Source organism: Enterobacter sp. SA197, assembly GCF_054131575.1.
Genome location: NZ_CP096393.1, coordinates 425,090 through 448,564 on the forward strand (window position 1 = coordinate 425,090; position 23,475 = coordinate 448,564).

Here is a 23,475-nt window from a genome sequence, read left to right on the forward strand (position 1 = left end):
TCTGGGGCTATTTCTTGCTTTAAGTCACTTAAATTGATGCAATTGCAAAAAAATTGCATCAGGGCGGTTACTGCGCCAGACTTTATTTTCTACCACCAGCCTGTCGGGACGACCCGGCAGCGCCAATCTCAACGGGGACGGCCCCACACTGGAGCCAACAATGTCCTGGATAATTCTATTGATTGCAGGCCTTCTGGAAGTGGTTTGGGCCATTGGTCTGAAATACACGCACGGATTTACCCGCCTGATTCCCAGCCTGATTACCGTTTCGGCGATGATAGCAAGCGTTGTGCTGTTGTCATGGGCAATGAAGAGTCTGCCGGTCGGTACGGCTTACGCCATCTGGACCGGCATTGGGGCCGTGGGTGCGGCGATAACGGGCATGATATTGCTCGGCGAGTCAGCCAGCCCCGCCCGATTGCTCAGCCTGGGGCTGATTGTTGCAGGTATCATCGGGCTTAAACTCAGCACCCACTAATAGGTCTGGTTTATCCACATCAGTTTTTCAACGGCAAAACCTTCGCGGGCGGCGATATCAACCATCTGTTTTTTCACCTTATCCGGCAGGGTCGGGGTGCGGGAGAGGATCCACAGATAGTCGCGATCCGGCCCGCACACCAACGCGTGCTGGTAATCCTTATCCAGCGCAATGATGTTATAGCCGCCATAGAATGGCCCAAAGAACGACACTTTTAACGCCGCACGGCGGCTGTCACCGGTGAAATAGGCTTTACCAATCGACTGCTGCCACTTTCCTCTTTCCCGATTGTATCCCCGGTTAATGACCTGAATACCACCATCGTCCATAGTGCTGTAAGTGGCGGTCACCTTTTCCAGCCCGCGTTCGAAGCGGTGGTCGAAGCGGGCGATTTCGTACCAGCGACCGAGATAACGCTGGGCGTCAAAATTCTCAACAACGGTTACGCCAGAAGGCGGGGTGGGCGTACTACAGGCCACAAGCAAAAACGCAGCGGCAGCTGTTGCAATGACAGGCAGCAAACGCATGATGTTTTCCTTTCAGGTTTTTATGCTAAGTGTAGAACCTTAGGGAGAAATTGCCTGCGCAGCGATCTGTGACGCCACCTGCATTACCGCAGCGGGAGGCTGTTGCTGACGTATCTGCTGCGCCATGAATCGCATCCACGGATCCATATGGCTGAACATGGCTTTGTACCCGGCACAAAGGTGGTTGTGCCAGCGATCGCCCATTTTGTGAATGCGATGTTTTGGGCAGCCGCCGTGGCAGGCGAAGCGCCACTCACACTGCTGACACAATGACGAAACCTGTCCCTTCTCCAGTCCGAATTTACGTTGCTGTTTACCGTTAGCCATCTGTGCCAGTGAATCACGACGCACATTGCCCAGTTTATGGGTGGCGTACACGTAATGATCGCAGCTGTATACATCGCCGTTTTGTTCGACCACCAGCCCAAAACCGCACCGTGACTGCATGACGCAGAGCGAGGGCGTCTCCCCAAGCCAGGCGGCCAGGGCACTGTCAAACAGCTGGACATAAACCCGGCCAACATCATGGCGAACCCAGTAATCAAAAACAGTGATAATAAACTGCCCCCACTGCTCGCCTGAAACTGACCAGTCCGTCACCTGGCGCTGGCTAAGTGACTGAGGGTAGAGCAGCTCACCATATTTTTCATGCACCGGCCGTTGCTCAACGGCAGGGATGAATTGTACAAAATCGGCACCGAGCTCCTGGGTAATAAAGCGGTATATCTCAAGCGGGTGCTGTGCTGTTTGATCATTAATAACCGTAAGCACATTGACCTCAACGCCGTGTTGTTTAAGCAACGTCATGGCGTTCAGCACCTGACTAAAAACGGAGCGACCACTCTGGGTTTTACGGTAGGTGTCATGCAACCAGGCAGGGCCATCGATGGATAGCCCGACAAGAAAATGGTGTTTTGCCAGAAAACGCGCCCAGGTCTCGTCAATTAAAACGCCATTTGTCTGGATGCTGTTACGGATAGTTTTGCCCGCTGCGTAACGGGCCTGGAAGGCGAGCGCTTTCTCAAAAAACGCCAGTCCCGCCATCGTAGGCTCGCCCCCTTGCCAGGTGAACTCCACTTCGGGCGCGGGATTCGCCTCAATGTACTGCTGAACGTAGCGTTCAAGGGTAACGTCATCCATATGACGCTGTACCTTTTTAGGCTTTAGCGTGTCCTGTTCTTTTTCAAGGTAGAAGCAGTATTCGCACGTCAGATTACACTGGTAACTGACCGGTTTTGCCATCAAATGAAAAGCGCGATTCATGTCATTCTCCCGATCGGTTAGCACGACTAAAAGTGATATGAGTCACTGTTTCGTCGCTTGCCGTTGACATTATGTAGAATGCAAGGAAATAATAATTTCATTAAAACACAACAAGCGTGAAATTTAAAATTCAAACGTCAACATCAGGGAATCCTTATGAGCAAATTCTTTGCAGGCGCACAGAATCTGGGTAAGTCGTTCATGTTGCCCATCGCGGTGCTTCCGGCGGCGGGGCTGTTACTGGGTATCGGCGGCGTTTTCTCAAATCCGGTCACTATTTCCACCTATCCGCTACTGGATAACCATATCCTGCAGGCCATTTTTACCCTTATGAAACTCTGCGGAAGCGTAGTGTTTGATAACTTGTCCCTGCTGTTTGCCGTGGGGATTGCCGTCGGTCTTGCGCGAAGCGATAAAGGCACCGCCGGGCTTGCATCCGTTCTCTGTTTCGTGGTGATGAACAAAGCGATTAACGCCATGCTGATGCTGACCGGAAAGCTGGCGGTGGATAATCTGGCGGCGGTCGGACAAGCGAACGTGCTGGGAATTGTTACGCTGCAAACCGGGGTGATGGGCGGCATCATCAGCGGCCTGCTGACGGCCTGGGCGCACAATCGCTATAACAAAACGGAGCTGCCAAATCTGCTGGCCTTCTTCAGCGGCTCGCGCTTTGTGCCTATCATGACCTCTTTCTTCGCCATTTTTCTTGGCGTCGCGCTCTTTTGGGTGTGGCCGCCCATTCAGGCCGGGATTACCCACCTCGGCGGGTTAGTTGAGAAAACCGGTTATGTTGGTACGCTTTTCTACGGCATGATCCTTAAGTGCCTGATTCCTCTTGGCTTACACCATCTTTTCTATCTGCCATTCTGGTTAACCAGCGTGGGCGGTGAGATGACCGTCAATGGTCACGTGGTTCAGGGAACGCAAAAAATCTTTTTTGCCCAGTTAGCTGACCCGAGCGTGCAGCAATATTACATTGGCGTTTCGCGTTTTATGGCCGGCCGTTTCGCAGACTTTATGTTTGGCTTACCGGGCGCAGCGCTGGCTATTTATCACACCTCCAAACCTGAAAATCGCAAAAAAGTGGCGAGTCTGATGCTCTCGGCAGCCCTGACGGCGTTCGTCACCGGTATTACCGAGCCACTGGAGTTTGCGTTCATGTTCTGTGCTCCGCTGCTGTATGGCGTGCACATCATCCTCACGGGCGTGGCCTTCATGTTTACGCACATCCTTGAGATCACCGTCGGACAGACGTTCTCAGGTGGCCTGATTGATTTCCTGTTGTTTGGTGTACTGCAAGGCAATGCGAAAACCAACTGGATGCTGATGCTGCCGCTGGGGGCCGTGATGTTCTGCCTCTATTACTTCTCCTTCCGTTTCCTCATCCAGTGGCGTCAGTTGAAAACCCCTGGTCGTGAAGAAGAGACGCAGGAGTCAGTTACCGTCAGCGGCAGTGCACGACCGGCGCAAATCGTGGATGCGCTGGGCGGAAAAGAAAATATCGTCGATGTTGACTGCTGCGCAACACGCCTGCGAATCACGGTGAAAGATCCGGCGCAGGTGCAACTGGATAACTTTAAAGCGCTGGGGAGCAAAGGCGCATTTATACGTGGACAAGGAGTCCAGGTGGTGTACGGCCCGCACGTCACCATTATTAAGAATGAAGTTGAAGAATTTATTGGCGCCTGACCAGGGACCTTATTATGAAAGCTGTAATGCTGATGTTTGACACACTGACGCGCAATCACCTTGCGCCTTATGGTGGCGATGCGATTACGCCGAACTTTACCCGGTTAGCACAGGAGTCTGTGCAATTTAATAACTTTTTCGTGGGCAGCATGCCGTGCATGCCTGCCCGCCGGGAACTGCATACCGGACGCTACAATTTCTTGCATCGCAGTTGGGGTCCGCTCGAACCTTTTGATTTTTCTACCATGCAGGCTTTGCATAAGCAGGGTGTGCACACCCATATGGTGACTGACCACAAGCACTACTGGCGGGACGGCGGCGCGACCTACCATACCCGGTACTCCACGTTCGACTTTATTCGTGGTCAGGAAGGGGATTGCTGGAAAGGGCAGGTCGAGAAACCGCTGATTCGCTGGCAGGGCATGGAGGATGAAGAAACCCGCCGCCGTCGTGCCGGGCGCATGACCCAGGATCTGATTAACCGGGCGGCAATGCCGACGCAGGAAGACCATTTTACTCACCGAACCATTGCGTCTGGTCTGGAGTTTATGGAGACCAACCAGCATCAGGATAACTGGTTCTTACAGATAGAGTGTTTCGACCCACATGAACCTTTCTTTGTGCCAGAGAAATACCTGGCCCAGTATGGATGCACTTCCGATGACTTCGACGGCTGGGTGCCCTATTACTGTGGTAGCCCCGGCGGAGAGAATAATGATAAAGCGAGGAAGTTTTATCAGGCGCTGATCACCATGTGCGACGACTATCTCGGTCAGGTCATGGATAAGATGAAGGCGCTCGACCTGTGGGAAGATACCCTTTTCATCGTCTGTACCGACCACGGATTCTTGCTGGGCGAGCATCAGTGGTGGGGTAAAAACATCATGCCGGTGTATAACGAGATCGCCAGAACGCCATTCTTCATCCGCGATCCGCGCTGTAAAAAGCAGGGAGAGCAACGTGAAGCCCTGGCGCAAACTATAGATATTCCTGCGACGTTGCTGGACTACTTTAATGTTGAGCGGCCGGATTCCATGACCGGGCGGCCTCTGCTTCCTGCCGTTATTGATGATACGCCGGTACGCGACTATGGCCTGTTTGGTTATTTCGGCGGCCATATAAACATTACCGATGGCGAATCCGTCTATATGCGCTGTCCGCGTGAAAAGGGCAAAGCAAACCTCTTTGAATACACCCTGATGCCCACGCGTATTGATAGCCCCTTTAGCGTCAGCGAGTTAAAAGATATTCGCATCCACCCAGGGTTTGACTTCACGCAGGGGGCCCAGGTCATGCAGATCCCTGCCAGCTTCGGCTATCTGAATCCGTGGCGTTTTGGCGACAAACTCTATGATATTAAGAATGACCCTTTACAGGCGCAGCCACTGAACGATCCGCAAAAGTCATTCGAGATGGCGCAGGCCATGTTGCCCCTTCTTAAGGCTCACGATGCGCCGGCAGAATTACTGGTGCGTTTTGAACTGGACGAGCTTTCACCCGAGCGCGAACAGGCGTTCAGTGAGCGCTGGAGCCAGGACGATGCGCTGGCAGACACGCCGTGGCACTGTGCCGACCGGGGTGTCTATGAAGCCCTGATGTTTGTCAGCAAAGCCGCAGAAAAACAAGGGGTAACCCTTGAGATGCTTCTCGAAGCGTGCCCGGTAGAGCAGGGCATTCACGGGGACGATGTCCTGCGGCTGGTCGAACGTCATTTTACTGGTGACCAGCAACTGGCCCTCTCTTATCAGGTTCGATTACTGCTCAGGGTGGAGTAACAATGGCGTGCTGGACGCTGGAAAATGACGCCTGGCGGATACGCGTGGCGGCCCGGGGCGCGGAACTGTGTGAATGGTGGGATAAAACGCATCAGCGTTCTCCGCTCTGGCAACCCGATCCCAGGGTGTGGAACAACAGCGCCACGCAGCTCTTTCCGGTCGTTGGACGGTTACGCCATAACGGTTTGTGGCATCAGGACGCGTTCTGGCCGCTGCCTGCGCATGGTTTTTTACGGCATCAGCCGTTCAGCCTTGAGCACATTGGCCCGGACACGCTGCAACTTAAGTGTGACGCGAATGATGAGACGCGGAAAATGTGGCCGTTTGACTGGACGCTCCGGGTTGGCTGGACGCTCACGCCTCAAGGAATAACGGTCAACTGGAGCATCGAGAACCATGACGCCCGGGCCTTTCCTTTTGCGCTGGGCTGGCACCCGGGTTTTGCGCTTACGGTGGCAACGCAAGCCGGGTGGCAGATCAGGTTTTCATCACCGGTCGGCGGCCCTTATCCTACGCAGGACAGAACGTTATCTATTCCTGACGAGTCGCCCTGTACTTCCGCCTTTTCGCTCGGCCCTGACACCTTTCAACAGGGTGCCGTCTATTTTGCAATGCAGGAGGCAAAGGATATCAGCGTTGTCTCTCCTGATGGGGTGGTCGCGCTACGAATGAACGCACCCGAAGCGCGCTGGCTGGCACTTTGGGGGGTGCCGGGTGCGGACTTATTGTGTATCGAACCGCTGACGGGCACAACGGACGACCCGACCTTCGATGGCAATGTTATCCACAAACGTGGAATGCGCTGGTTAGCGCCAGGTGAACGTTACCGGCAGAGTGTCGGCGTTATCCTTGCGCAAGACGTGGCATGAATTGATGGCTAAAATACCCGGCAATAATCTGTTGCATAACGCGTTGTCCATGAAAAGGGATGAGCCGGGAGAGTCATGCATGAGTGTTAATAAAGAAAAGGTGCGCGTTTACATCGCCAATATCCTGGTGGGACTGGCGGAGACAGACCACAAAATTGCAGAGTTCATATTGCGTAACCCGGCGCGGGTCGTTCAGTTACCGGTGAAGAAAATTGCCCTCGAGATAGGCGTTAGCGAAGCCACTATTGTCCGGTTTTGTAAGAAGATTGGCTATGGGGGTCTCCTGAGTCTGAAGGCGGAGCTTAAACGTGAACTGCTGGAAGAGAGTGACCTGACGTTGCCCTCATCCCCGGACATCTTTATGAACGACACCCGCAATGATGTTGCACATAAAATTGCGCTCACGCTTGAGACTACGGTGAAAGAGACCATCGATCTGCTCGACATGAAAAAAGTGAAATCCATTGTCGAGCGGTTTATTCAGGCACCAAGGGTGATGTTCGTTGGTTTCGGCGCGTCTGGTCTCGCGGCGATGGAGGCGCGAGACAAGATGAACCGTATTGGTATTGAATCCGAAGCCTTTACTGACCGCTTCACCATGACCTTAAAACTGGCAAACCTGAAAAGTAACGATCTGGTGGTGGCATTCTCCCACTCCGGTGAAACGCCCGAGGTGGTTAATGCTTTTCGTCTTGCCCAAAAAGCCGATGCCGGGCGGCTGGCCATTACGCATAACCCGCACTCACCGTTAACCGAGATGGCCGATATTTTTCTGTTGACCTGTGGTGCCGCCGGGCCTTTTCAGGGTGACTCTATCGCCACCCGTGTATCACAACTATTTATGATTGAATTTCTCTGCACCGAGATAACCCGGCATAACTTTAAAGAGAGTGCTTCGCCGGGGCTCTCTATCAAAGAGATACTGATTAAGGAACGCATCAAACGTGAGTCAGCAGGGTAACACTTCCCCTCGTTTGCGAGAAAAATGGTGGCTGGCGGGTAAAAAGCCAGATTACCGCTTTACGCTTGCCAACGAACGTACTTTTCTCGCCTGGATCCGTACCGCGCTGGCGTTGCTGGCGGGGGCGGTGGGCATCGATCAGTTTTCTCCACAGTTAAGCTCCCCGACACTGCGCCTCGCGCTTGCGCTGCTGCTGGTGTTCTCCGGTACGGTACTGGCCATCGTTGCCTGGTATCGCTGGCGTGAAAATGAATATGCCATGCGGCTGGAGAGAGAGCTTCCTTACACCCGTTTCTTATTGCTGATTGCCGGTGGCGTGGTGCTGATTGCTCTCTTACTGGCGTGGTTGCTCTGGCAGGGCCAGCCGTGACGGTACGCGACCCGGGATTGCAGCCTGAGCGTACCCGGCTGGCGTGGAGGCGCACAGCGTTTTCGGCTCTGCTGGTCGGTTGCTTGTGTCTGAGAGGTTGGGTGACGCAGGCAAATTACCTCTATGGCGCGGCGTTCTGCCTGATGCTGCTGGCAATCATCGCGATTGTTTTACAACGAAAACGAGCGGTTGTGCTCTCGCTGGTGTTAGCTGGCATCGGGCTTGCCATCCATTTTACCCGTCTGATCTGAACACCCGCCAGCCTGAGCCAGCGGGTCTTTGCTTAAAGAAAAATCACACCGATCAGCGTTACCACGCTCAGAATGGCGGCAAGGCCGTAAAAGACCCATTTCCCGTTAGGCACATGCACTTTGATGTCATGCATGGCGTGGTGCAGGCGATGAAGCCCGCACCAGAGCGGCAGGACGATCATCAGGAACAGAAAAGCACGACCAATAAAACTCTGGGCAAAAGCGAGAACACGTTCATAGCCAAGCGCCTCGCCAGGGTAGAGTCCCAGCGGCAATAGCACCCCGACCAGCAACACTATCACCGGGGCCACGATCGCTCCCCACATGCCGCCTGCACCAAATAATCCCCAGAAGACGGGTTCGTCAGAGCGTTTTGGGTTTGGATTAATCATCGGGGCCTCCTTACCAGAAAAGTGCGACGAAAAGGATGACCAGCGTCGCCAGTCCGGTCACGACCCAAAGTCCGAGAATGATCGGTTCGGGCCTGAGTTTTTCATCTTTAATGATGACGTTTGCGGCCTTGGGTGCCAGCTCAAACCAGGTTTTGGTATGCAGCAGCGCAGCGGCCAGGGTTATCAGATTCAGAATGACCACAATGGGGTTTTGCAAAAAACTGACGAAACCCATCCAGGATTCCGGCCCATGTTTTAGCGAAAACAGCCCGTATATCAGGATAATACTGAACCAGACGGTGGGGACCGCCGTACCTTCACGCAGCATATAGAAGCGATAAAACGGCAGTGACTTCCACCAGGTCGACGGCACAGGCCGGACATAGGGTTTGCGTTGAGTCATAGTGCGCTCCTTAGCGTGGTTTCAGGGTTGCGATAAGAAAGTCTTTCGAGCTTTCTACTTTGCCCTGCTGAATAGCGGCCGCCGGATCAACGTGTTTCGGACACACTTCCGAGCAGTAGCCAACAAAGGTGCAGCTCCAGACGCCATTAGGGCTGTTTAACTGTGCCATACGCTGCTGCTTGCCTTTATCGCGGCTGTCCAGGTTATACCGGTGCGCAAGCGTAATAGCGGCGGGGCCAATGAATTCAGGATTAAGGCCGAACTGCGGGCAGGCGGCATAGCACAGGCCGCAGTTAATACACCCCGAGAACTGATGGTACTTCGCCATTTGCGCCGGCGTCTGTTTGTTGGGACCCTGATCGGGCGTGCGCGGGTTGCCAATGATGTATGGCTTGATGGCTTCCAGGCTTTCGATAAAGTGGGTCATGTCGACCACCAGATCGCGTTCAATAGGGAAATTGGCCAGCGCTTCAACCTTCAGACCTTTCGTGTATTCACGTAAAAACGTCTTACAGGCAAGCTTAGGCACCTTGTTGACCATCATGCCGCAGGAGCCGCAAATCGCCATGCGACAGGACCAGCGGTAGCTGAGGTCGGGCGCCAGGTTATCTTTGATGTACCCGAGCGCATCCAGCAGCGACGTTTGCTCATCGTAGGGAACATCATAAAAAGCACTGTGCGGCGCAACATCGACTTCCGGGTTGTATCGCACCACCTCTATTTTCAGCATCTTCATTTCAGCCATGGGTCGATTCCTTCTTCTCGGTGGCTTCCGCTTCTGCACCATAAACGCGTTTTGCAGGAGGCAACGTCGTTATCTTCACGTCGCTATAATCAAGGCGCGTTGAGCCATCTGCATCGCGGTAGGCCAGCGTGTGTTTCAGGAAGTTCACGTCATCACGTTCGGTGCAGCCTTCATCCAGACGCTGATGGGCACCACGGGACTCTTTACGCGCCAGCGCGGAGTGCGCCATACATTCGGCAACGTTCAGCCCGTGACCTAATTCGATGGTGTAGAGAATGTCGGTGTTGAAAACACTTGAGGTATCCGTGATACGCACGCGCTTAAAGCGCTCCTGCAGCTCTGCGAGCTTATCAACGGTTTTCTGCATCAGCGCTGGTGTGCGATAAATCCCGCAGCCTTCTTCCATCGACTCACCCATCTCGTCACGGATTTTCGCCCAGTTTTCAGTGCCCTCCTGGTTCACCAGCGTTTTCAGGCGTTGCTCAACGTCGGCAGCTTGTGCGTTAAGTGCGGCATCGCTGGCAGCAGAAGCAGAAGCGGCACGGGCCACAGCCTGTTCACCGGCCAGGCGACCAAATACGACGAGCTCGGCCAGTGAGTTGGAACCGAGGCGGTTTGCGCCGTGTAGCCCAACGGAGGAGCACTCACCCACGGCAAACAGCCCCTGGATCTGGGTTTCACACTGCGGGTTGGTTTCGATGCCGCCCATGGTGTAATGCGCGGTCGGGCGAACCGGAATCGGCTCTTTTACCGGGTCGACGCCGACATAAGCTTTTGCCAGTTCGCAGATAAAGGGTAAGCGTTCGAGCAGCTTTTTCTCGCCAAGATGGCGAAGATCAAGATGCACGACATCGCCGCGCGGGGTAGAGATAGTGTTGCCTTTACGCCACTCATGCCAGAATGCCTGCGACACTTTATCGCGCGGGCCAAGCTCCATATATTTGTTTTTTGGCTCGCCCAGCGGTGTCTCTGGACCCATGCCGTAATCCTGCAGATAACGGTAGCCATTTTTATTCACCAGAATCCCGCCTTCGCCACGACAACCTTCTGTCATCAAAATGCCGGAGCCGGGCAGCCCGGTTGGGTGGTATTGCACAAACTCCATATCCCGTAGCGGAACGCCGTGCGCCAGCGCCATCCCCATGCCGTCGCCGGTCACAATGCCGCCGTTGGTATTAAAACGGTAGACGCGCCCCGCGCCCCCGGTGGCCAGAATGACGGCATTCGCGCGGATCTGCACCAGCGTGCCCTCCATCATGTTCATGGCGACGAGGCCGCGTGCCTGACCGTCATCGACGAGAAGATCAAGGACAAAATGTTCGTCGAAACGCTGAATTTGCGGGAACTGTAAAGAGGTCTGGAAGAGGGTGTGCAGCATGTGGAAGCCGGTCTTATCGGCGGCAAACCAGGTACGTTCAATTTTCATGCCCCCAAAGCGGCGCACGTTGACGGAGCCATCTGCGCGACGACTCCAGGGGCATCCCCACTGCTCCAGTTGGGTCATCTCCGTAGGGCACTGATGCACGAAATAGTCGACAACATCCTGTTCGCACAGCCAGTCGCCACCAGCGACCGTGTCGTGAAAATGATACTCAAAGCTATCATGATCCTGGGCGACGGCGGCGGAGCCACCCTCCGCGGCCACGGTGTGGCTTCGCATAGGATAAACTTTAGAAATGAGGGCGATTTTGGCATCAGGATTCGCTTGGGCTGCGGCGATAGCAGCGCGTAATCCCGCGCCACCAGCACCTATTACAGCGAGATCGGCGTGAAAGGTATGCACGACATTCCTCCAGGTTTTGTTATTTCGTCCTGCGACAGGGGTCGAAGACGAACGTGTTCACTGCTCCTTTTTGTGCTGGCAGTATAACCGTAGGGGAAACAGGGAAATTTGATGTGTTCGATTTTTTTGCTGTTCACCGTTGTTATTAATCACTCAGGTTGATAAATGTCAGCTTGAAAGCGTGATCCGGCCTCTGTTTTCCTCCTTCAGTAAATGTATTGCGCAAAATTTGTCTCTCTCAGCCGATGCGGGTAGACTTCGTGCCCTTATCAGAATTTGGAGAAAGTACCATGAGCGAGACGGCAACCTGGCAGCCGAGCGCATCCATTCCTAACTTATTGAAACGCGCGGCTATCATGGCGGAAGTTCGACGCTTCTTCGCCGATCGCGGCGTACTGGAAGTGGAAACGCCATGTATGAGCCAGGCCACGGTTACGGATATTCATCTGTTTCCGTTCGAGACTCGCTTTATAGGACCCGGCCACTCTCAGGGGATGAATCTCTACCTGATGACCAGCCCGGAATACCATATGAAACGCCTGCTGGCCGCAGGATGTGGCCCGGTGTTTCAGCTGTGCCGTAGTTTCCGTAACGAAGAGATGGGACGTCATCACAACCCGGAATTCACCATGCTTGAGTGGTATCGACCCCATTACGACATGTACCGTCTGATGAACGAGGTGGATGACCTTTTGCAGCAGGTACTGGAGTGCCCCGCTGCAGAGTCACTCTCTTACCAGCAGGCCTTCCAGCGTCACCTGGAGATCGATCCGCTTTCAGCCGATAAGACCGCGTTACGTGAAGTGGCTGCAAAACTCGATCTGAGTAATATTGCCGACACTGAAGAAGACCGCGATACATTATTGCAACTGCTCTTTACCATGGGTGTTGAACCGCATATTGGCAAAGATCGCCCAACGTTTGTCTACCACTTCCCGGCGAGCCAGGCCGCGCTGGCGCAAATCAGCACCGAAGATCACCGTGTGGCAGAGCGCTTTGAGGTCTACTTCAAAGGCATTGAGCTGGCGAATGGTTTCCATGAGCTAACGGATGCCCGTGAGCAACAGCAGCGTTTTGATCAGGACAACCGTAAACGTGCCGCCCGCGGTTTACCGCAGCAGCCGGTGGATATGAATCTGCTGGCGGCCCTCAAAGCGGGAATGCCGGACTCTTCCGGCGTGGCGCTGGGTATAGACCGGTTAGTGATGCTGGCGCTGGGGGCTGAAAGCCTGGCAGAGGTAATGGCCTTTACCGTCGACCGCGCTTGATTTAGTAAGCTCTTATATGAGCGGAAAATATATCCATACCATTTATAGATTAGCTATAACTACTAAATGGTATGGAGAATGAGGTTTCCTGTCTTTTTATTTTTGCCGTAGCTGTTACGCTTTAAATCACCACGGGTTAAAAAGAAGTGCAGTAAATATAATTAACTGTATTCATAAACCCGCAGGCTTGTTATCTCACGAATAGCATGTATGTGGATGCCAGATTATCGAAGAGAAAGCGACTATAATAAAAATTCTGGGGAATCAGTAATGACATGGAAAGTGTTCACACCAGGCTTTTTATAGCTTTTAGCTTCCCTGCTCTGGATTGTAATCTGTTCTGTTCAAGATAAAGAGTGGTGGACAGGTATTGGGGAAGTCCATAACATTTGCGATCTTATGAGATCTATTGTGAAGGATGATATTCGCGATGTTGGGCTCGTCTCTTCATTACCTGTATTCTTTCCGGCAAGTTATGCCATTCTCATAAAAAGAAAACGGTATTGGTTTATTTACCTGGTGACTTTTCTTATTAGTGGATACTGGTTGTGGCAATTTTTCATCCGCTACCCGCTTTGTCTGTGGTAATTAACATTGTAAAAAATACCGGCCAGATGATGACCGGTATCTGTGATTTATAAACTCCCTGCCGGGCGTTTATTGTTACCCGCTGACGTTAAGGTACGTGCTGTTTTCTGCCCGTCCAGACTTTCCAGACGCATCTGGAAGGGAGGGAATGGCAGCTCAATCCCATGTTCACGGAAGCCCGCCAGGATCAGCTGATGAATTTCATGGCGCAGCGGCATACGATGTCCCATTTCTGCGGCATAAATACGCAGTTCAAACAGCTGAATGCCCTGCTGGAGATCCACGAGGAAAACTTCTGGCGCCGGGTTATCAATCACCAGCGAGCAGCGCTCTGCTGCCGTGTGCAGGATCTGCGTTACCTCTTCACTATTGGCATCTCCCGGGGCCGGTACCGTCAGCACCACGCGTGTCACCGAATCTGACAGTGACCAGTTGATAAACTGCTCAGTAATAAACGCCTTGTTTGGCACGATGATCTCTTTTCGATCCCAGTCGCTGATGGTTGTCGCACGGGTATTGATTCTGGTGATGCTGCCTGTCAGATCGCGGATTGTCACGGTATCGCCAATACGAATCGGCTTCTCAAACAGAATGATCAGGCCTGAAATAAAGTTGGCGAAAATCTCCTGTAAACCAAAACCTAAACCAACGCCGAGCGCGGCTACCAGCCACTGGAGTTTCGACCATTCGATGCCAATCATGGAGAAACCCACCAGCCCACCAAACAGCATCAGCAGATACTTGGTAATGGTGGTAATGGCGTAACCCGTGCCGGGCGTTAAATCCAGGTGCTGTAAGAGAGCCAGCTCCAGCAGGGCAGGGAAATTTCGCACCAGTTGCGTGGTAATGATAAAGACCAGAATGGCGATCAACACAGCACCAAGGGTAATCGGCTCAAGGCTCTCGACACCCTGTACGGTTGAGGTGACATCCCAGAGTGAGATATTTTCAAGGAAACCAAAGGCAGAGTGGATTTCGGACCACAGCACGATGACCGAAAGCAGCGCAATCAGCATCAGAATCGAACGCACCAGGCGCAACGACTGCACGCTGATGGCATCCAGATCGAGCTCTTTTTCATCAATCTCGACAACACCTTCAATACTGGTTGCGTGTGCGGCGTCATCTTCGCCTTTCGCGCGCTGGGCCAGAATTTCAGCGCGACGGTGCCGGGCGCGATCGAAGGCGAGGCGGCGGCGCTGTATCAGCATCCAGCGACGTATAACGTGATAGACCACCAGCAACAGGAACCAGATGGCAACGGAGGTTTCAAGTCGCGCCAGCAGCGCCTGCGACGTGGCCAGATAACCGACCGCCGCGGCCAGGATGGCGAGTAACGGAGCACTCAGTAACAGGTTCCACAACATGCTGTTTGCCATGTTATTACCGCTGCCGGTCTTGTCGACATAGAGCGGAATGCCTGCGCGCTTGAAGCTCAGGGTCACCACGGTTAAGGCACCGCAGATTAAAATAAAGCACAGACGCCCCAGCGACCCGGAAAACTCCCGATCATTAAGATTATCAAACATGATCAGGGCCATGATCAGCGGCACAATTAAGCTGATGCTCATCAGGTAATAACGCATACCGCGTGCTACCCGGTTCCGCGGCCAGCCAAAATGCGCCACAAACAGGCCCGTCGGACGGGCAAACGTGGCGCAAATCATCACCACCCACAACAGCGGCACGGTGGCGGTCACGCCATCACCAATGGCCACCGCCAGCGGATAAGGCCAGGCTTCGCGCAGCCCATAACCGAGCGTTGCCCAAAGCACCGGCAGCGGCAGTGCGACGAGAATTGACCAGAACACCGTTCGCAACGTGAGCCAGAAATGGTCCTGAGTGACCTTGCCGACTTTCGCGCTGGAACGCTCAAGGAAGCGGGTGAAATGTTTACGCGAATAAAGGCTAAACCCAACCAGCACCAGCGCGCCAAAGAGGGGGAATAACGTCTCTTTACTGGTTACCATCATCAGCCCGGCTTTACCCAGTTGACTGAAGGTGTCAAGGGAGATGAGGCGCTGAAGATCCTGGACGATTTCGAGTGGCCAGGCGAAGGTCATAGGGCTGACGTCTGCCGTCCAGAAGAGATAGCGGTGTGTGGCTTCGTTCATTTCCCGGAGCGCATCTTCAAGCTGGCTGTTTGACACTTTCAGTTTGGTCAGCTCAAGGATCAGCGTATCGCCGCCCTGCAACAACGAAGAGAGCAGCTCGCGCTGGGTGCGCAACTGCGCTTCCAGGATACGGTTCTGCTCGCTGGTCAGGGGCTTACCGTCCGCCTGACGAATTTGCCGTAACTGCGGCTGCTTGTTTACCAGATCTTCATACCGCATGCGATGGACGCGCAATTGGGCCATCTCGGTATCCAACTGCTGCGGTTTTGGCATCTCTGGCAGCCGGGCAACCTGTGCACGCAACGCTTCGCCGAGCATATTTGATGCGCCCAGCCACTGCGACTGTTCGCGCAGTGTGTTGAGCGCCTGGCGAACCTGTAACGTCTGATTCGTGGCCTGGCGCTGCTGGGAGGCGACCAGATCCATACGCTGCGCCTGTTGATTCAGCGCCTGCGACAGCTCACGGTTTACCTTGAACTGATCCACAATCCCCGGCGGCAGGTTGTCACTGTTTTCCGCTAAAAGCTCGGTGCTTTCCAGCGCCTGCTCCGCCTCACGCTGACGTTGACTGTTTAATTGGTTTCTTAAGGTTTGCAGATAGGTATCAAGCTGCTGGGCCTGTTTTTGCGCCAGTTCGGAGCGCATGCGGGCCAGCTCCTGACGGTTATTTGCCGACAGCTGTGCCAGTTCAAGCTCATCGACAAGCGCGCGGAGCCTGGCGGATTCAGCCTGAGCACTGAAATTTTGCGCCTGAGCCAGCGGCGTGGCCGCGCTTTGAGCGCCGATACGTCGTTCGACCTCATTGACCTGGCGACGGGCATCCGTTTGCTGTTGTGGTAGCTGGCTCAGAGAGTCGTTGATTTCACGGGCACGTTCCTGCTCTTGCTGTGCCTGGCGGGTTTTATCCAGTAACTGGCTGCTGACCTGCAAAATCTCCTGATTAAGGGCGTCAGTGCTGAGATTGGCGGGCACAGATTTGGGCTCGTCGCGCAGGTTATCCAGCTGCGCGCGCAGCGTGCGTGACAGTTTGGGGAAATTATCAATAACATCTTGATACTGCGAGGCGCGTTCAAGAGAACCTTTGCGTTCCTCAAGGGCGTTGAGCGCCCCCTGGAGCAGCTCTACTGTTTCGGTCTGTTCCGGTGTGGCTTTCGCCGCTTTGGCTTGCTCCAGCTCCTGGGAGATTTGTTTGGCATCAGGGGCGGTCGCCGCACTCGCCCCCAGGCTGAGGCACCAGGCCATCAGAAAAATGATAATCAGGCGCACAACAGCTTACCTTTCGTTAAACTTCGTCTTTTTTATCGTCAACCAGTGGGCTGGCTTCATGTTCTGCCGCGATCTCTTCTGCGGGCAGTGGGGTCGGTTCAATGTCAGGGGTGACCAGCGTTTCTGTTGAAGCCGCCAGCGGTTCACCGATTTTGGTCACCGACAGGTTTTGCAGATGCGCTACCAGTTCAACCTTACCAGGCGCAAACAGGTTAATAACGGTAGAACCCAGTTTAAAACGGCCCATTTCCTGACCTTTAAGCAAAGCAACCGCACCGTCGCTCTCCCCGGCAGGCCAGGTCCAGCGTTTAATAATGCCTTCACGCGGTGGGGTGATGGTGCCCGCCCAGACGGTTTCAATGCTACCAACGATAGTGGCACCCACCAGGATTTGCGCCATTGGGCCAAACTCGGTATCGAACAGGCAAATGACGCGCTCATTACGCGCAAAAAGGTTCGGGACGTTTTGCGCGGTCAGGTGATTCACAGAGAAGAGGTCGCCTGGCACGTAGATCATTTCGCGCAGAATACCGTTACAGGGCATATGCACACGGTGATAATCCCGCGGAGAGAGATAGGTGGTAACAAAAGAACCGTTACGGAAAAGATCCGCCATCAGGTAGTTGCCGGCCAGCAAGGCTTCGAGGCTGTAATGGTGTCCTTTGGCTTGCAGAAGTTTGTCATTCTCGATGGAGCCCAACTGACTTATCACGCCATCTGCAGGCATCACCAGCACGTTGAGATCGGTATTTAACGGGCGAACCTCATCACGCAGCGGGCGGACAAAGAAGTCATTAAAGGTGCGGTAGCTCGCGGTATCCGGCTTTTGCGCCTCGTTCATATCGACCTTGTAATATTTCACAAACAGATCGATAACCAGTTTAGTCAGCCAGCCTGCTCGTTTGCTTGCGCCCCAACCCGCCAGGCGAGTGAGCCACAGTTTAGGCAGAATATATTGAAGCGAAAGTTTAAATGAGTTTAACAAAGTAGCCTCCAGGCCATTGTTTTTTGTCGTTCCTGAACCGGGAGCATTCACCGGATCTATAGAAAAGGGGACGATTCTAGCGACGCTTAGGGTAGTTGTCAGTCTTCGGATTCAGAAAAGTTTTTACGCGTTTTTACCTGCGCCATACTTTCTAAAATACGGTGATAGTTTTCAAACCTTGTCTCAGCAATATCGCCCTTATCGACCGCTTCACGGATGGCGCAGCCAGGGTCGGTGTCATGCTTACAATCGCGATATTTGCAATGGCCGAGATAGTCATGGAATTCGACAAAACCATTAAAGATTTGTTCCGGTTCAAGGTGCCAGAGGCCAAACTCGCGCACCCCTGGAGAGTCAATCACATCACCGCCATGTGGGAAATGATAAAGACGTGAGGCGGTAGTCGTGTGCTGACCCAGACCGGAGTTATCGGAAACCTCGTTGGTGAGGATCTCATTTTGCAAGCCAAGCAGATTATTCAGCAGGCTGGATTTACCGACGCCGGACTGGCCAGCAAAAATGCTGATTCGGTCTGTTAACGCCTCTTCAAGCGGTGTCAGGCCATCTTTTTTATGGCTGGAAACCATCAGTACGCGATAGCCGATATGCCGGTAGATATCCATCTGTTCATTCACAAAATCCATGCCTTCCTGATCCAGCAGGTCGATTTTGTTCAAAACAATCAGGGGTTCAATCTCTAAGGTTTCGCAAGCGACAAGGTAGCGGTCGATGATATTCAGCGACAGCTCTGGCAGGATGGCGGAGACAATCACAATCTGATTGATGTTAGCGGCGATCGGCTTCACGCCATCATAAAAGTCCGGGCGATTCAGAACGGAAGTCCGTTCGTGCACAGCTTCTACAATGCCTTTTACCGTTACGCCTTCCGCGGCTTCTTTACCGGGGCGCCAGACCACGCGGTCGCCGGTCACCAGTGAACGAATCGTGCGGCGAATGTTGCAGCGGTGTACGCCGCCTTCGGCTGACTCTACATCGGCATGCATGCCAAAGCGGCTAATGACAATGCCTTCAGCCGTTTCGCCAAAGAGATTGTCATCAAAGTCTTTTTTCTCCGCCGACGTTTTTAATCTACGCTCATGGTTTGCATTAACGCGGCGCTGTTGGCCTTTGGAGAGTTTATTTTTACTCAATCGAGCTGGCTCCTGGTCGCCCTGTCAGGGCAAAACCTCTATGATACACGCTATTTTAGATGAATATAGTCACGCTGGTATGACGCGAGAAGGGTGGAAAATAGCATGAGTGCAAATGAAAACAACCTCATTTGGATCGATCTGGAGATGACCGGGCTTGATCCCGAGCGCGATCGCATTATTGAGATCGCCACACTGGTGACCGATGCGAATCTTAATATCCTGGCGGAAGGGCCGACCATAGCGGTTCATCAGTCTGACGAACAGCTGGCACTGATGGATGACTGGAACGTGCGCACTCACACCGGCAGTGGCCTTGTCGAGCGCGTCAAAGCCAGCCATCAGGACGACCGGGCTGCTGAACTGGCCACTATCGAATTTTTACGACAGTGGGTGCCGGCAGGAAAATCGCCCATTTGCGGAAACAGTATCGGTCAGGACCGGCGTTTTCTGTTCAAGTACATGCCGGAACTCGAAGCGTACTTCCATTATCGTTATCTCGATGTCAGTACGCTTAAAGAGCTGGCGCGTCGCTGGAAGCCGGAAATTCTCGATGGGTTCAAAAAGCAGGGCACCCATCAGGCCCTGGACGATATTCGCGAGTCGGTAGCCGAACTCTCCTATTATCGTGAGCACTTTATTCAGCTCTGACGCTGTCGCCGGGGGCGTGGAGGACCGCTATTTTCAGGTATTCCGGATAAAAACTCCCGCTTTCGGCGTAAAAACAGGCAATGTGACGAATAATCGAACACTTGAATCAAAATTCAAAAAAAACGGTTTCAGGGGGCTTGCAGGAGAAAGGAATTCTCGTATAATGCGCCTCCCGTGAAGACACAGAAATGTGAAAGCACGACAGCAAGAAAATGATGTTTGCGGGAATAGCTCAGTTGGTAGAGCACGACCTTGCCAAGGTCGGGGTCGCGAGTTCGAGTCTCGTTTCCCGCTCCAAAATTTGAATGCACCATCCTGATCAAAGATTCAAATCGCTGCCAGGCGCGGCAAATTGAATACCGAGATTATGCGGGAATAGCTCAGTTGGTAGAGCACGACCTTGCCAAGGTCGGGGTCGCGAGTTCGAGTCTCGTTTCCCGCTCCAAAATTTGAAAAGTATCGCAAGATACGCACCACCCAAGCGGGAATAGCTCAGTTGGTAGAGCACGACCTTGCCAAGGTCGGGGTCGCGAGTTCGAGTCTCGTTTCCCGCTCCAAAATTTACTTACCTCTAAAAGTATCCACAGCGAAACAGCAGGCTGGGGACGATTCTTTTCATGTTGAAAAAGTATTGTGAACAGACTTATCCACAGGTTCTGCCAGCGCAAGAAAAAATAAAATTACTTCGCCTGATTAATAGTATCTTTTTAACTTTTTGAATTTCATAGAAAAAATAACATTTCAAATTGTTACCGCGATCGCTTGACGAATCTGGTCGCGTTGAATCGCAATGCATTTTTAATTTTATTCACACGCTGTGGACGACTCAGGCATCACGTGCTAGGCCCTTTTCAATCACCCTGACAAGCCGCTGTTTCTGCGGTGTTTGCACCTCAACCACACAGGCATTTCGCTTCTCAATTTGCTGCGCAATCGCCCATTCAATGTGCTCATCAAGAAGTGGGTGCTCACCTCGTCGTTCTTCCAGCGCGGCAATATTAGCTTCATCCCAGGGCGCGTTTCCCAGCGCCACGGCAATGTTTCGCAACCATCGCAGATGACCGATGCGACGAATCGCTGACCCTTCCGTTACCTTCAAAAACCAGCTTTCACTCCAGGCAAATAGCGCAATCAACTCAGGTGCGTGCAGGGCTTTGCGTGGACTGAAATCCGCTTCATCGGTGATTTGTGAGTAACGGTTCCACGGGCAGATCAGCTGGCAGTCATCGCAACCATAAATGCGGTTGCCAATGAGCGGACGCAGGGCTGCGGGAATGGCCCCTTCAAGTTCAATCGTCAGATAGGAAATACAGCGCCGGGCATCAACCGTATAGGGTTCGACAATGGCACCCGTCGGGCAAATGGTCATGCAGGCGACGCAGCGACCACAGCCTTCTTCCACGGGCTTGTCGACGGGCAGAGGGATATCCACCAGCAGCTCCCCCAGGAAAAAGAAGGAGCCGGCGTCCCGGTTAAGGATAAGCGAGTGCTTACCTGTCCATCCAAGCCCGGCTTTTTCAGCCAGGGGACGTTCAAGAATGGGCGCAGAATCTACAAACGGTCTAAAATTCAGCGAGACACAATGCTGCTGAATTTTCTCGCCAAGCTGCTTCAGGCGGTTACGTAATAGCTTGTGATAATCACGGCCCAGCGCGTAGCGGCTGACATAGCCCAGCGCCGGGTTTTTGAGTGTGCTGGCAAAAGCGGCATTGGCGGGGAGATAGTTCATCCGGACGCTGATGACACGCAGGGTGCCGGGCAGCAGCTCATGCGGACGGGCACGCATCATACCGTGACGTGCCATCCACGCCATTTCGCCATGATATTGCTTGTCCAGCCAGGCCTGAAGTTTTGGCTCGCTGGCAGAAAGATCGGTATCGGCAATGCCGACCTGCTGAAAACCCAGTTCAGTGCCCCATTGTTTGATGTTCTGCGCTAATTGGTTGAAATCGAGGGGCTCTGACATGACGGACCATACAATGAAGAAAAACGCAGCAAGTATACCACACTCCATCTGGCCTGCGGAGGCACTACGGCAGGCAGAAAAAGAGGCTGCTGACAGTCTCGGCATTACGCTTTATGAACTGATGCAACGGGCAGGGCTGGCGGCTTTCAACGTGGCTCACACCCACTACCCCGACACGCAACGCTGGCTGATTTTATGCGGGCACGGTAATAACGGGGGAGATGGTTATGTGGTCGCCCGGCTTGCGGTCGCTGCGGGAATCGATGTCACTTTGCTGGCCATTGAGAGTGATAAACCACTGCCGGAGGAGGCGCAGGCCGCGCGCGATGCCTGGCTTGAGGCGGGCGGCACCCTCCATGCCCCGGATATTGCCTGGCCAGAAGATATTGACCTGATTATTGATGGTTTGTTGGGAACCGGCATCAGCAGCGCCCCGAGAGAACCCATCGCAGGGTTGATCACCCATGCTAACAGCCATCCGGCACCGGTCGTGGCGCTGGATATTCCCTCGGGTCTGGTAGCCCAGACCGGTGCTACACCAGGGGCCGTCATCAGGGCGGCGCATACCGTCACGTTTATTGCGCTTAAACCGGGCCTGTTGACCGGCCAGGCGCGGGACGTGGTGGGCGAGCTGCATCATCATGCCCTGGGACTTGAGGCCTGGCTTGCCGGGCAGGAGACGGCGCTTTCGCGAATGGATGCGTCCCAGCTTCCTCACTGGTTTCCGCCAAGACGGCCAACGTCGCATAAAGGTGCCCACGGCCGGCTGGTTATTATCGGCGGCGATCACGGCACGGCGGGGGCAATTCGTATGGCAGGTGAAGCCGCCCTGCGAGCCGGTGCGGGGCTGGTTCGGGTCTTAACCCGCCTGGAAAATATCGCGCCGATTATCACCGCGCGGCCCGAGCTGATGGTGCATGAGCTTACCCCTGAATCGCTGGAGGAGAGTCTGGAATGGGCCGATGTAGTCGTTATTGGGCCCGGCCTTGGTCAGCAGGAGTGGGGTAAAAAAGCGCTGCAAAAAATTGAGAATTTTCGCAAACCCATGCTCTGGGACGCCGATGCGTTGAACCTTCTGGCAATCAATCCCGATAAACGTCACAATCGCATTCTGACGCCACACCCCGGTGAAGCCGCGCGTCTGCTCAACTGTACCGTTGCAGAAATTGAAAGTGATCGCTTACTTTCGGCGCAGCGTCTGCTAAAACGGTACGCAGGCGTTGTGGTTTTAAAAGGTGCCGGGACGGTAGTCAGTGCGGAAGGTGGCAACACCTGTATCATTGACGCAGGCAATGCCGGTATGGCGAGCGGTGGGATGGGTGATGTCCTTTCTGGCATTATTGGTGCGTTACTGGGCCAGAAATTTGAATTGTATGACGCGGCCTGCGCGGGTTGTCTCGCGCATGGGGCGGCGGCTGATGTGCTGGCAGCACGGCAGGGCATGCGAGGCATGCTGGCGACCGATCTTTTTTCCACGCTGGTGCGTGTAGTTAACCCGGATGTTAGTGATACCGAATGATGAACCAAGTAATTCCTTTACCTGACGAGCAGGCGACCCTGGATTTTGGCCAACGTATGGCACAGGCTTGCGATGGCGCAACAGTGATTTATCTCTACGGTGACCTTGGGGCAGGCAAAACCACCTTTAGCCGGGGCTTTCTCCAGGCGCTCGGCCATAGCGGAAATGTAAAAAGCCCGACCTATACGCTGGTCGAACCCTATACGCTGGCAGGCGTAAACGTGTATCACTTTGACCTGTATCGTCTTGCGGATCCTGAGGAGCTGGAATTTATGGGGATCCGCGACTATTTTGCCAACGACGCAATTTGTCTGGTCGAGTGGCCGCAACAAGGCGCGGGTGTACTGCCTGACCCGGATGTCGAAATCCATATTGATTACAAGGCGCAGGGGCGTGAGGCGCGCATTACTGCTGTTTCCTCATCTGGCGTTTCGTTACTTGCACGTTTAGCCAGTTAGTTT

At 53.7% G+C, this 23,475-nt stretch carries 21 protein-coding genes, 3 tRNA genes and 1 pseudogene; 15 read left to right on the forward strand and 10 right to left on the reverse strand.

What is annotated here, in order from left to right; all coding sequences use genetic code 11:
• The first annotated feature begins 160 nt into the window (after nt 1-160).
• A complete protein-coding gene (gene sugE / locus M1D91_RS01955) occupies nt 161-478 on the forward strand; it encodes a quaternary ammonium compound efflux SMR transporter SugE (RefSeq protein WP_437432105.1) in 318 nt (105 codons plus the stop codon).
• Here the strand turns inward: sugE and M1D91_RS01960 are convergent.
• Nucleotides 475-1,005, reverse strand: a complete 531-nt coding sequence (locus tag M1D91_RS01960) for a lipocalin family protein (RefSeq protein WP_437432104.1) — start codon at nt 1,003-1,005, stop codon at nt 475-477. The genes sugE and M1D91_RS01960 overlap by 4 nt on opposite strands.
• 39 nt (nt 1,006-1,044) lie before the next feature.
• Nucleotides 1,045-2,268, reverse strand: coding sequence for an anaerobic sulfatase maturase (locus M1D91_RS01965; protein ID WP_437432103.1), 1,224 nt, complete (start codon nt 2,266-2,268; stop codon nt 1,045-1,047).
• A gap of 156 nt (nt 2,269-2,424) precedes the next feature.
• Here M1D91_RS01965 and M1D91_RS01970 point away from each other — a divergent pair, with 156 nt between their 5' ends.
• The 6 genes from M1D91_RS01970 (at nt 2,425) to M1D91_RS01995 (ending at nt 8,183) form a co-directional block, all read left to right on the forward strand.
• Nucleotides 2,425-3,957: a PTS transporter subunit EIIC gene (locus tag M1D91_RS01970; protein WP_437432102.1), complete on the forward strand. Its 1,533-nt coding sequence runs from the start codon at nt 2,425-2,427 to the stop codon at nt 3,955-3,957.
• Nucleotides 3,958-3,971: 14 nt separating this feature from the next.
• Nucleotides 3,972-5,732 carry a sulfatase gene (locus M1D91_RS01975; protein WP_437432101.1) on the forward strand — a complete coding sequence of 587 codons (1,761 nt, stop codon included), beginning with the start codon at nt 3,972-3,974 and terminating at the stop codon, nt 5,730-5,732.
• A 2-nt stretch (nt 5,733-5,734) separates the two neighbouring features.
• The gene (locus M1D91_RS01980; protein ID WP_437432100.1) at nt 5,735-6,601 is read left to right on the forward strand and encodes an aldose epimerase family protein; all 867 of its coding nucleotides are present in this window, start codon (nt 5,735-5,737) and stop codon (nt 6,599-6,601) included.
• A 79-nt stretch (nt 6,602-6,680) separates the two neighbouring features.
• On the forward strand, nt 6,681-7,562 hold the full coding sequence (locus M1D91_RS01985) for a MurR/RpiR family transcriptional regulator (RefSeq protein ID WP_437432099.1): 882 nt from the start codon (nt 6,681-6,683) through the stop codon (nt 7,560-7,562).
• On the forward strand, nt 7,546-7,932 hold the full coding sequence (locus M1D91_RS01990) for a YidH family protein (protein WP_437432098.1): 387 nt from the start codon (nt 7,546-7,548) through the stop codon (nt 7,930-7,932). Before M1D91_RS01985 ends, M1D91_RS01990 begins: the two co-directional genes overlap by 17 nt.
• Nucleotides 7,929-8,183 carry a DUF202 domain-containing protein gene (locus M1D91_RS01995; protein ID WP_437432097.1) on the forward strand — a complete coding sequence of 85 codons (255 nt, stop codon included), beginning with the start codon at nt 7,929-7,931 and terminating at the stop codon, nt 8,181-8,183. The genes M1D91_RS01990 and M1D91_RS01995 overlap by 4 nt, the downstream gene beginning before the upstream one ends.
• Nucleotides 8,184-8,215: 32 nt before the next feature.
• Here M1D91_RS01995 and frdD read toward each other — a convergent pair whose 3' ends face one another.
• From frdD to frdA, 4 genes are read right to left on the reverse strand one after another with little or no spacing between them, the layout of a single operon-like run.
• Entirely contained in the window at nt 8,216-8,575 is a 360-nt protein-coding gene (gene frdD / locus M1D91_RS02000; protein WP_437432096.1) for a fumarate reductase subunit FrdD, read from the reverse strand.
• A 10-nt stretch (nt 8,576-8,585) separates the two neighbouring features.
• Entirely contained in the window at nt 8,586-8,978 is a 393-nt protein-coding gene (gene frdC, locus M1D91_RS02005) for a fumarate reductase subunit FrdC (protein ID WP_437432095.1), read from the reverse strand.
• 10 nt (nt 8,979-8,988) lie between these two features.
• Complete coding sequence (locus M1D91_RS02010) at nt 8,989-9,723, reverse strand: succinate dehydrogenase/fumarate reductase iron-sulfur subunit (RefSeq protein ID WP_437432094.1); 735 nt, start codon at nt 9,721-9,723, stop codon at nt 8,989-8,991.
• Nucleotides 9,716-11,506: a fumarate reductase (quinol) flavoprotein subunit gene (gene frdA, locus M1D91_RS02015; RefSeq protein WP_437432093.1), complete on the reverse strand. Its 1,791-nt coding sequence runs from the start codon at nt 11,504-11,506 to the stop codon at nt 9,716-9,718. Before frdA ends, M1D91_RS02010 begins: the two co-directional genes overlap by 8 nt.
• A 290-nt stretch (nt 11,507-11,796) precedes the next feature.
• On the opposite strand from frdA, the gene epmA reads away from it, so the two are divergent.
• Entirely contained in the window at nt 11,797-12,774 is a 978-nt protein-coding gene (epmA, locus tag M1D91_RS02020) for an elongation factor P--(R)-beta-lysine ligase (protein WP_437432092.1), read from the forward strand.
• 369 nt (nt 12,775-13,143) lie between these two features.
• Complete coding sequence (locus M1D91_RS02025; RefSeq protein ID WP_457976312.1) at nt 13,144-13,362, forward strand: DUF2645 family protein; 219 nt, start codon at nt 13,144-13,146, stop codon at nt 13,360-13,362.
• 47 nt (nt 13,363-13,409) lie between these two features.
• On the opposite strand, the gene mscM is transcribed toward M1D91_RS02025, so the two are convergent.
• The 3 genes from mscM to rsgA form a co-directional block, all read right to left on the reverse strand.
• Complete coding sequence (mscM, locus tag M1D91_RS02030) at nt 13,410-16,742, reverse strand: miniconductance mechanosensitive channel MscM (protein WP_437432091.1); 3,333 nt, start codon at nt 16,740-16,742, stop codon at nt 13,410-13,412.
• Nucleotides 16,743-16,758: 16 nt separating this feature from the next.
• Nucleotides 16,759-17,727 (reverse strand): archaetidylserine decarboxylase, encoded by a 969-nt coding sequence (gene asd / locus M1D91_RS02035; protein WP_437432090.1) that lies wholly within the window; start codon nt 17,725-17,727, stop codon nt 16,759-16,761.
• Nucleotides 17,728-17,825: 98 nt separating this feature from the next.
• Nucleotides 17,826-18,878 (reverse strand): small ribosomal subunit biogenesis GTPase RsgA, encoded by a 1,053-nt coding sequence (gene rsgA / locus M1D91_RS02040; RefSeq protein WP_437432089.1) that lies wholly within the window; start codon nt 18,876-18,878, stop codon nt 17,826-17,828.
• A 105-nt stretch (nt 18,879-18,983) separates the two neighbouring features.
• Here rsgA and orn point away from each other — a divergent pair, with 105 nt between their 5' ends.
• The 4 genes from orn to M1D91_RS02060 all read left to right on the forward strand — a co-directional run bounded on the left by orn (nt 18,984) and on the right by M1D91_RS02060 (nt 20,086).
• Nucleotides 18,984-19,529, forward strand: a complete 546-nt coding sequence (gene orn, locus M1D91_RS02045) for an oligoribonuclease (RefSeq protein WP_437432088.1) — start codon at nt 18,984-18,986, stop codon at nt 19,527-19,529.
• Nucleotides 19,530-19,750: 221 nt separating this feature from the next.
• Nucleotides 19,751-19,826, forward strand: a tRNA-Gly gene (locus M1D91_RS02050).
• 72 nt (nt 19,827-19,898) lie between these two features.
• Nucleotides 19,899-19,974: transfer RNA gene (locus M1D91_RS02055), tRNA-Gly, on the forward strand.
• 36 nt (nt 19,975-20,010) lie between these two features.
• Nucleotides 20,011-20,086, forward strand: a tRNA-Gly gene (locus M1D91_RS02060).
• Nucleotides 20,087-20,355: 269 nt separating this feature from the next.
• Here M1D91_RS02060 and queG read toward each other — a convergent pair.
• Nucleotides 20,356-21,495 carry a tRNA epoxyqueuosine(34) reductase QueG gene (gene queG / locus M1D91_RS02065; RefSeq protein ID WP_437432087.1) on the reverse strand — a complete coding sequence of 380 codons (1,140 nt, stop codon included), beginning with the start codon at nt 21,493-21,495 and terminating at the stop codon, nt 20,356-20,358.
• On the opposite strand from queG, the pseudogene nnr reads away from it, so the two are divergent.
• Nucleotides 21,494-23,039 (forward strand): annotated as a pseudogene (nnr, locus tag M1D91_RS02070) (bifunctional ADP-dependent NAD(P)H-hydrate dehydratase/NAD(P)H-hydrate epimerase). The gene queG and the pseudogene nnr overlap by 2 nt on opposite strands.
• Nucleotides 23,011-23,472, forward strand: coding sequence for a tRNA (adenosine(37)-N6)-threonylcarbamoyltransferase complex ATPase subunit type 1 TsaE (gene tsaE, locus M1D91_RS02075; RefSeq protein WP_437432086.1), 462 nt, complete (start codon nt 23,011-23,013; stop codon nt 23,470-23,472). The pseudogene nnr and the gene tsaE overlap by 29 nt, the downstream one beginning before the upstream one ends.
• Nucleotides 23,473-23,475: the final 3 nt, after the last annotated feature.